8 protein-coding genes are annotated in these 8993 nt (G+C 44.9%); 1 reads left to right on the top strand and 7 read right to left on the bottom strand.

From position 1 onward, the window contains the following. Positions 1-193: 193 nt before the first annotated feature. From ACTIE0_RS14220 to lpxD, 3 genes are all read right to left on the bottom strand, one after another. On the bottom strand, positions 194-1015 hold the full coding sequence (locus ACTIE0_RS14220) for a radical SAM protein (protein WP_006622205.1): 822 nt from the start codon (positions 1013-1015) through the stop codon (positions 194-196). Positions 1016-1084: 69 nt separating this feature from the next. Beyond that, a complete protein-coding gene (locus tag ACTIE0_RS14215) occupies positions 1085-1489 on the bottom strand; it encodes an AbrB family transcriptional regulator (protein WP_006622204.1) in 405 nt (134 codons plus the stop codon). 573 nt (positions 1490-2062) lie between these two features. After that, complete coding sequence (lpxD, locus tag ACTIE0_RS14210; RefSeq protein WP_006622202.1) at positions 2063-3112, bottom strand: UDP-3-O-(3-hydroxymyristoyl)glucosamine N-acyltransferase; 1050 nt, start codon at positions 3110-3112, stop codon at positions 2063-2065. A gap of 269 nt (positions 3113-3381) precedes the next feature. On the opposite strand from lpxD, the gene ACTIE0_RS14205 reads away from it, so the two are divergent. Next, positions 3382-3672: a hypothetical protein gene (locus ACTIE0_RS14205; protein WP_006622201.1), complete on the top strand. Its 291-nt coding sequence runs from the start codon at positions 3382-3384 to the stop codon at positions 3670-3672. Positions 3673-3684: 12 nt separating this feature from the next. Here the strand turns inward: ACTIE0_RS14205 and ACTIE0_RS14200 are convergent, their stop codons facing one another. From ACTIE0_RS14200 to ACTIE0_RS14185, 4 genes are all read right to left on the bottom strand, one after another. Continuing rightward, positions 3685-4464 carry a TrmH family RNA methyltransferase gene (locus ACTIE0_RS14200; RefSeq protein ID WP_006668601.1) on the bottom strand — a complete coding sequence of 260 codons (780 nt, stop codon included), beginning with the start codon at positions 4462-4464 and terminating at the stop codon, positions 3685-3687. 273 nt (positions 4465-4737) lie between these two features. Continuing rightward, entirely contained in the window at positions 4738-6783 is a 2046-nt protein-coding gene (locus tag ACTIE0_RS14195) for a VgrG-related protein (protein WP_006668602.1), read from the bottom strand. Between the two features lie 19 nt (positions 6784-6802). Beyond that, complete coding sequence (locus tag ACTIE0_RS14190) at positions 6803-7645, bottom strand: CIS tube protein (protein ID WP_006668603.1); 843 nt, start codon at positions 7643-7645, stop codon at positions 6803-6805. A gap of 159 nt (positions 7646-7804) precedes the next feature. Continuing rightward, the coding region (locus ACTIE0_RS14185; RefSeq protein WP_439516923.1) for a hypothetical protein at positions 7805-8993 on the bottom strand (1189 nt) is incomplete at its 5' end.

Raw genomic sequence — 8993 nt, 5'->3', positions numbered from 1 at the left:
CGATTTCATACCCGAAGGTCTCGCACCATACTTGGTATTATACCGTATTGCCGTCAAATGTTAACCTAATTTGAGATTAAATCATGCTCCATAGACTACCATACCTAGAAAAATATTTCCCGAAATATCTGGTTCGGAACCAGTGAATCCGCCTCTAATCACCAACACCCGCCAATTAGCGACAATTCTCAACTTAAACTGTGGCAGGAATTGGCGCGGTTCTGACCATAATACCTGTTTTTTGCTCAATTTCTTGGGCGAAGTGGTGCAGAATTTCGGGAACTACGCAACGCAGCGCGCGCACTTGATAAGGACGATTGGCGCTTGATGTATGGTTTTCACGACCATCGAGTTGTCGTTGTACTGGTTTAGGACGGGTAGGGGTGTTTAATTGGATTTCCCTAGGTGCAACAGCAGTTATTAACCTAATATACTCTCTTCTGGTAGACTCGTCCCAAGGAGAAAGCAGCATGGTTTGAATCCCTATTTCTCCCTGATAGTGCTGGCGAAATTCCAGTAGTCCGGCGATAATGTGGTCGAAGTCTATACCGGGGACAGGTCGGTTCACCCGTCTGAGTTGGTCTGATGATACCCCATCTAGTTTGATAGATACTTTATCTGCGATCGCCAAATCCGATCGCACCTGGGGGTCATTTAAGGTAGTACCATTAGTCAGAACTAGAGTAGGGCGCGCGGTCAAGGTCTTAATTCCTGTTAAAATTTCTCCCAAATTCGCCGCCAATGTCGGTTCACCACTACCGCTGAGGGTAATCACATCTACCGACCAGGGGGCAAAATTTTCTAGGCTGGTCAAAATCTCGGCGCATGGTACATAAATCATGCGATCGCTCGTTTTCTGTTCAATTTCCCCAAGCTGACAGTAAACGCAGTTAAATGAACAGCTAGAAACTACCCCAATTGGGTCAATTCCTAGCGATCGCCCATAACGCCAGGAGGACACCGGACCATAGACCGGGGTGAATGATGGGTGTAATGCAATTGTCGAATCAATCATCAGAAATTTCCCCCGAAACCGGTATCAGCAAGAGTCCCACTAACCATCCGGTGGGAACTCTCTTGATTACTATTCTTCCTCTGATTCAGCCCAACTGGTTACTTTACCGTTTTCTTGGACCTGAATCAGATGGATGTGTTTATATCCTAGTTTAATCTCAAACTCATCACCTGTTCCCAATCCCATTTCCTTAGTATAAGTCGAGCCGATCACAATTTGACCATTTTTGTGAACACTGACCGTATAGGTAGCATCCCGACCCCTACCGTCTTTGGGAGTCTCTGAATTAAAGGGAATTCCCCGCGCTTCCAGTAAAGCATCATAAAAATCCGTGAGATTCACCCTGACTTCACCATCTTTTATGGTGTAATACCCGCACAGTCTGGCGGTTTCTCGCCGGGGAATATCTGAAAGTTCTTTGACTTTTTGAAGCAAATCCTTTCCGACTAACGGGGTTGTTGCTGCTTGTGACATTGCGAAATACCTTTTATAACTCGGAAGTATTAATAAACTTACTCTGTAGCATTCCTTAATTATCTATGAATCAGTAAACCTTCTCAAGTTCAGCTAACCATTTCCTTAGTCCGGTAATGGTAACATGACAGATATTTTTGGGTGATTCCGAGTTAACTAAGGATGCCTGATGCAGTTTTTACCCGCATCAAACACCATAATATCTTTAAAACAATCATTTTGACAAACACAGTTAGATTATCGGTATCTGTGAGCCTTATCTGGGGATATCTATTGGGCTAGAAATCTTTTTTAATACGTCAATCATTCAATCTTAGCTGTTTAGCATCAATTGTGGCACTGAAGACAGTTGCACAATATTCGGCAATTATGGTCTAATCCAAGTTCTAAAAAAGCCTGTTACAGTTATCCAAGTTCTAAAAAAGCCTGTTACAGTTATCCAAGTTCTAAAAAAGCCTGTTACAAATTAGCAGATATCCAAGGGAGATGGGGGAGGGAAAACAGTATAGCAGCCCGATCTAACTATACTGAAGTTCCCGCCGGGAGAGTCATTATGGTATGAAACCCCCTATTTTATTGATCCAAGCCGAGGTGGCGCTGAATATGTTTGAGGGTTTGATAAATTTCGGGGAGTCGTTTACGAATGGCGGAATTTTTCAGATAAAGTTTATTGTCAATGGCTGGGGAGTCTGAGACAATAGCGCCTGGTTTAACATCGCTGTGAATACCAGCTTGCGCGGTAGCGATCGCACCATTACCAATTTTAGCTTGATTAGCAATTCCCACCTGACCGGCGAGAATAACGCGATCGCCAACAGTGACACCACCAGCTAACCCGACTTGCGCGGCGAAAGCACAACCAGAACCAATCTTACAGCCATGACCAATATGGACTAAATTATCTAATTTGGTCTGGCTCCCGATACGAGTTTCTCCGACGGCTGGACGGTCTATGGTGCTGTTACAACCTACACTCACGCCATTTTCAAGTACCGTAATTCCTGATTGTTCCATTTTTAGCCAACCGTCTGGGGTGGGGACAAAGCCAAAACCTTCAGCGCCAATGACTGCGCCACTATGAATAGTGCAATCTGCGCCAATCTCAGTACGTTCGTGGATAGTACAGTTAGCATGGAGTATTGTGCGATCGCCAATTTTAACTTGGGGATAAATGACCACATTGGGATGAATACAGACATCATCGCCGATTTTCGCCCCAGACCGAATCACTACATGGGGACCAATATGCACACGGGAACCGAGTTTAACATCAGGTGCAATGGTTGCTATGGGGTGAATTTCCGGCCTAGGATGATAGGGTTGATAAAATAAGGCGATCGCCCTCGCAAATAGTAAACGTGGGGATTCTGTGGACATCCAAGCTAGTCCTTTTGCGATCGCTTGAGCTTGTAAAGCCTCATCAACAGGCAAAATCACCGCATCAGCTTTCGTGGTAGCCAAATAATGGGCAAACTTTTGTCCTTCGATATAACTGAGAGTACCAGCCTGAGCCTCATCAATGGCTGCTACACCATGAATAACGGGATCTGTGCGATCGCTCAATTCGAGACTGTCGCTAACTACTCCATCTTTTAATTGCTGTAGGAGATCACTAAATTTCATCGCTCATCAAAGTTATAGTAACCTTTAGAGAATAGCCAATCTGTGTGCGTCACGGGACATTCCGGGGCTGGTTTTCCCCAAAGCTAACCGACTTCAAGCCCGACGACAGGGGAAACCAATAGCTTTTGGGTTGTTGTTGATGTGATAGCGATAACCTAGCGCCATGAGTCAGTTTTGCGGTATAGTGTGGGGATGCTGTGCTATGGCACAGTTTGGAATGGCAGGGGTAGGCTGCTAAAACCTATCTCCACCCCTAATAGGAGTTGATCATGACGGATAAACACCAGCGCGATATGCGTCGTCATGCTGCCGAAGAGTTCGTTAAATCCTTTCAACAGGAGTTACTTGAGGCATTCCAACAAGAAAATGAGTCATCGGAGGAAGCCCTCTCTCTCGATCATTCCCCCGTGGAACGCCGGAGAGATCATTATCCTTCGAGTCCTATTAGTCTGTCGGAACTTGAGGAGGCTATTTCGGACATTGAGCAGTTTTTGGAAAGCCGACAGGAACACCCTTCTAGTTCAGAGACTCTCCGGGAAACAAAATCAGAGGAAGATTAACTGGAAGGCGGGTTAAGTGTCGAGTCGTTGACGCTGCGCTTCATATAATATCAACGCTGCACAAATAGCCACATTCAGAGATTCAACATTCCCCAACAGAGGGACCCTAATATGATAGTCAGCGAGGCTGTTTAAATCTGGGGATAAGCCAGAACCCTCATTTCCCAAGACGATCGCTGTGGGTTGGCGCAAGTCAATTTCCCAGTAGCTTAGGGAAGCGTCCGCGCGGGTGGCTACAACTTGTATACCCTGTTTCTGACTATTGCTTAGTTGGGTGATCAGGTCGGAATGGACGGCTATGGGAACCTCAAACCAAGCACCAGCAGAGGCGCGGAGGACTTTGGGATGGGTTGGGTCAACGCTATCACTACTTAACCATAATCCCTCAACTCCGGCCGCTGTGGCTGTACGGATCATGGTTCCTAGGTTGCCAGGATCTTGCACGGTTTCTAGGACTAGGCCTAAACTGGTGATGGGAACTGGGGTTTGGTCTTGGCGGCGGGCGATCGCTACTACTCCGTCAGGGTTGACTGTGGTGGTCATGGCGACTATCAGGCGATCGCTCACCTGTTCAGTGCGATCTGCCGTTTTTGCTGCCAATTCCCACAGTTCCGGGTGACGTTCCTGCCATTGGGGGGTACAGCAAAGGGTGATGATCTCCCAATTCACAGCACAAGCCGCCTCTATTAGGTGGGTTCCTTCTAGGATGAATAGTCCCTCCTCTCGTCTGGCTTTGGCTGTATGTAACTGGCGAATTTGCTTAACTAAGGGGTTTTGTAGGCTGGTTAGCATTTAACTTGACGTGGGGGCGCAAATTGGATTTGGGCATCGTCTCATTTACTCAGACAAACTTTTGGCTGGTTTGATGTTTTCTTCTGCCTTGATGGTCTCCCCTTTTCGGAAACTGAAAAACCACTTTGATCTGATCGGATGGGGACAAAAATTATGTTTTTGAATACTCAATTATTGGGTTTATGCCGACAAAATACCAGGAAATCGCCTACTCTGTCAAGCTCTTTCCAGCGATGCGGTTCCCTGGTTAATAGGCGATCGCCCATTGCTATATCAAAACCTCATATTCCTAGCCTGTGCTTGCGCCTCCTGTACTTGTCGTCTGAGTTCCTCTGTGGTTATGTTTTCCTGTTGGTCTAGCTGGTTTTGTTGGTTGAGGAAGTTCTGGAAGTTCTGCTGCTGTTGCTGAAGCTGGTTGTTGAGGGCGGCGGTGGTTTGGTTTTGGCTGCGGTCGCGCGCCTCTTGGGTTCTAACATAATCCTGAAACTGCTGTTGTTGCTGTTGTTGCTGCGCCGCCAAATTAGCGATCGCATCGGCCACATTCATCCCCCCCGTCCCGCCGACCATTAAAGCCGCGGCTGTTACAGCTCCGGTCACGTTGACGTTAGCAGTTTGAATGTCAATTTTGCGGGTACGATCATCAATGCGGATGCGCTGATGGCCAGATGTCACTATCTCTATACTGCGATCGCTATCATTAAGCCTAATTTGATGACCGCCACTGGTTTGAATATACACCCCATCCTGGCTAGTCCGACTTAGATCCTCCTCCACAAACTGGATTTTATGGCCGCTGGGAGTAGTGAAACTTCGCAGCCGCACTTTCCCCCGATTAGAAATAGTCTCCTCAACCGGGTCTGGGGGACTATCCTTGCCGTTCCATACCCCACCAATGCAGTATGGACGGTGGATATCTCCATGTTCAAAAGCCACTAGCACCTCATCATTAATTTCTGGGAGACAGTAAAAGCCTCGGTTTCGTCCAGCACCAAGACCCACAACCCTAGCCCAGGCGCTGGCGTGGGCGCTCCCGTCCCCTTCTGGGGTCAGGGTCGGAAATTTCACTCGCACACGCCCAAGACCCTCTGGGTCATAGTTATGAGTAACAATACCCACTAGATGGGTTTGCCCCGGTTTCAAACCTATTTTGGGGGAAAGGGTTGTCAAAATTGAACCGCCCCGTAACCCCCTCACACTAAATTCCGTGCTGTATCTCCCTTCTTGATACAGGTGGCGGGTTTCGGTAATGTAATATCTACCGCTATAACGCCCCATTCCAGTTAATTCCACCACTTTCCCTACCCGAATATTCGGGTTTCCCGGAGCATGGGAGTCGGCTTGCACAAATTCTCCCTCGAGTTCGTTATAGAGGGCTTGAGCCATCAAGTCCGCCGCTTTGGGACTGGAAACAGGCTGATCTACAACAATCATTTTCGGCGGCGGGAAGTTGCTGCCAAAAAGTCCCGTGGTTAAGGGAGCGCCACCTGATGACCTCCGTTGAAACTGACTCGACCACCCCTCCTGGGAATTACCCTCGATTTGAGTGATTTTTTCCGAGCGATCGGCTACCGAGACAATCGGCTGTTTTCTAGTATAATCCCAGCTTCGCACTTCCACTGAGTCAACCTGTTCCGCACTGGTGACTCGGACTCGAAAACTTTCAAAGTCTTTTAGCCATTTCAGTCTCAAAATATCCCCTCCCTGGGGGCGACGGAAAAATAGTTTCCCATCTTGAACAAATAATTCAAATCCAATTCTAGCCGCTCTGTCCCGCAGGAATTCCATATTGGTCTGGTTTTCCTGAAAAACGTAGGCTTGTTTATCTCCGCTCGGATCGATTCTCCCTTGCTCAATTCCCACTTCTCTCGCGATTTTGACAACTATATCACTATCGGTATAGTCCTGGAAAGAACGGTTATAACGCCCTCGGTGCAGACGATGGGAAATGTCATAACCCCGAACTATAATCGGTGCTTGGGTGTCGCTGGTAAAGTGGGTTTCAATCGCGGTAATTTCGCCTTCGATAATGTAGTCTTTTTGTTCTTGGTTGAATTCTGGGGACTCCGTTGTGCTACCTTGAAAACCAATCTTGACTTTTTTGCCAATTTGTAGGAGGGGATCGTGTTGCCATGTTTGGCTTTCGTCATCTACCGGAACGTAGGGATTATTGATAGCCAGTGTGAACATCCCAGGTAGGTGCAAACTCTCTTCTACCGAAATTTGCAGCAAATCATTCATTAAAGCCGACAGGGATGATTGGTCGGCTCCTTCAATTTGCAACAGAGGACTGGAAACATACAGACTGCGATCGCTTGCCATGGCTACAATGATATGTTAATTATTTACTGATAATTTGACGACGCTCACTAAAACTGCGATCGGCAACCCCCAGATCCACTTCTTTCAGCTTAATCGTCACTCGGGCGCGTACTGGTGTACCATCTGGTTTAAACATCGTCAATTTATAATCTAAACTTTCCACCATACAACGCATATAATTTTTATCCCCCCACATTAAGTAGTAAACCGGGGGTCGTCGCAGCTCTAGGGCTTGTGTGTCAATATCTCCCCCACCATATTCAGCCACCTCCATGGCATTCGCATTCACCCCTAACAAGTTACTAGACAGGCTAGATACAGCCGATTGAATTACAGTATTAGTAACACTAGCTTTGACCAATCTTTCACTGTAGCCGCCTTCTTTACTAAATGGATCTTTAAAAGAACTGAAGTCTACAGTATCCAGAATAGGCTGGATTTTATTCAATACATTTTCGCCGGTTTCATAGGTATCAAACACCAGATCAGTTAACGTCAATTGGTAGGGTTCTACAAAACCAAAGTTCACCTTCGGTAAACCTCTACTTGTCCGCGCTCCCTTGATATCTTCAATCGAAACAGACCTACTTAACTGCAAGTCTGTAGGGTTAAACTGGAACCTGATAATTTTAGCGCCTTCTCCACTTCTAGGAATCAGAGCAGCTTTGACCAATTTACCACTTTTTAACCCAGATCTTTGATAAAGAGAACTGGCGGCAGACTCTTTCCTTGTCTCTAGAGCTAAATACTGCTGATCTCGAATTTTGTCATATCTAGCTGCTCCTTGAAGCAAGGCAATATCGGCTGTACTTGTCGCGACATCCTTAGCCAAATTACTGAGCCATGAATTCTCTTTTGTCATAATTAAGCCACTTGTAAAATTTAACAACAATCAAGATGATACATAATTAAAATTCGGACTTTTTATAGTCAATTATTTATGATTATACCATACTTTTTGATAAATACGATAACAATTTAACTTTTCTTTATATTTCAACCAAACTTTGAATATGTTTACTTACCAAGGAAAACGTCCAGAAGACCTATGGGAACCATAACGTTCTCGTTCCACTTGAAATCGCTGACAAATAAAGCCATATATTTCTCTAGCTAGTGCTTCGAGATGTTCAGATGTGACGACTTCTTGTTGTTTAGATTCGGCTTTTTCCTGTTCATTGTAATTCCTGTTATATTGGGCTTTAATATTTTCATCTAATTCATAAATATCTTGCTGGTTTAATGGTTCAACTTTATGAGACCTTTGTGATGATACTTGTTGCTTTAATTTTGCTCTATCTTGAATAGTTTTTTGCATCATTTCTTTAACAGAAGATGGCTTATTGTAAAAATCAGAAGACAAAATATCACCCTTGGTACTCACCTGAACATTATCTGGAATATATTTATTTTTAGGTACTACCAAACTTTTCAGTCTTGATTGGTTTAATCCTAATTTTTCCTGATTTTTCATCAATTCTTGATGATTATCCGGAGACTGTGGTACTACACCACGCGGTTGAAAATCAACATTATGTCGGTTATTTTTCATTAATTTTTGTTTATTTAAAGGTTTATTTTTATCATATTTTTTCTGGTTATTTTTTGTAATAAATCCTGGCTTATTTATGTTTTTAATAAACCTTTGAATCTCAGGGATTCCTCCATTGATAAGCATTTCTTTAACCGTTTTATTACTATCAGATAAACCAGGGTTTATATCTGATTTAGGTTGAAAAAATAATGAATTAGTATCAGATATACCATCCGTTATATCTCCCGAATTGGAAGTTTCCGATTGTGGTTGAATTGTGGAATCATGAGAAGCGATCGCATTATTAACATCTCCCGAATCCGAGGTTTCCGAGAGTCTCGGAATTGGAGATGAATCAGAAGTTTCCGAGAGTCTCTGAATTGGGGAGTCATGAAAAGCGATCGCATTATTGACATCTCCCGAATCCGAGGTTTCTGGGAGTCTCTGAATTGGGGAGTCATGAGAAGCGATCGCATTTACATCCACCGAATCCGAGGTTTCCGAGACTCGTTGAATTGAGGAGTCATGAGAAGCGATCGCATTTACATCCACCGAATCGGAAGTTTCTGGGAGTCTTTGAATTGGAGATGAATCGGAAGTTTCTGGGAGTCTCTGAATTGGGGAGTCATGAGAAGCGATCGCATTTACATCCACCGAATCCGAGGTTTCCGAGACT

This window comes from Limnospira sp. (assembly GCF_051859755.1).
Classification (GTDB): domain Bacteria; phylum Cyanobacteriota; class Cyanobacteriia; order Cyanobacteriales; family Microcoleaceae; genus Limnospira; species Limnospira fusiformis.
Note: the sequence above shows the minus strand (reverse complement) of the source record. Positions and strands in the feature narration are given on the sequence as shown.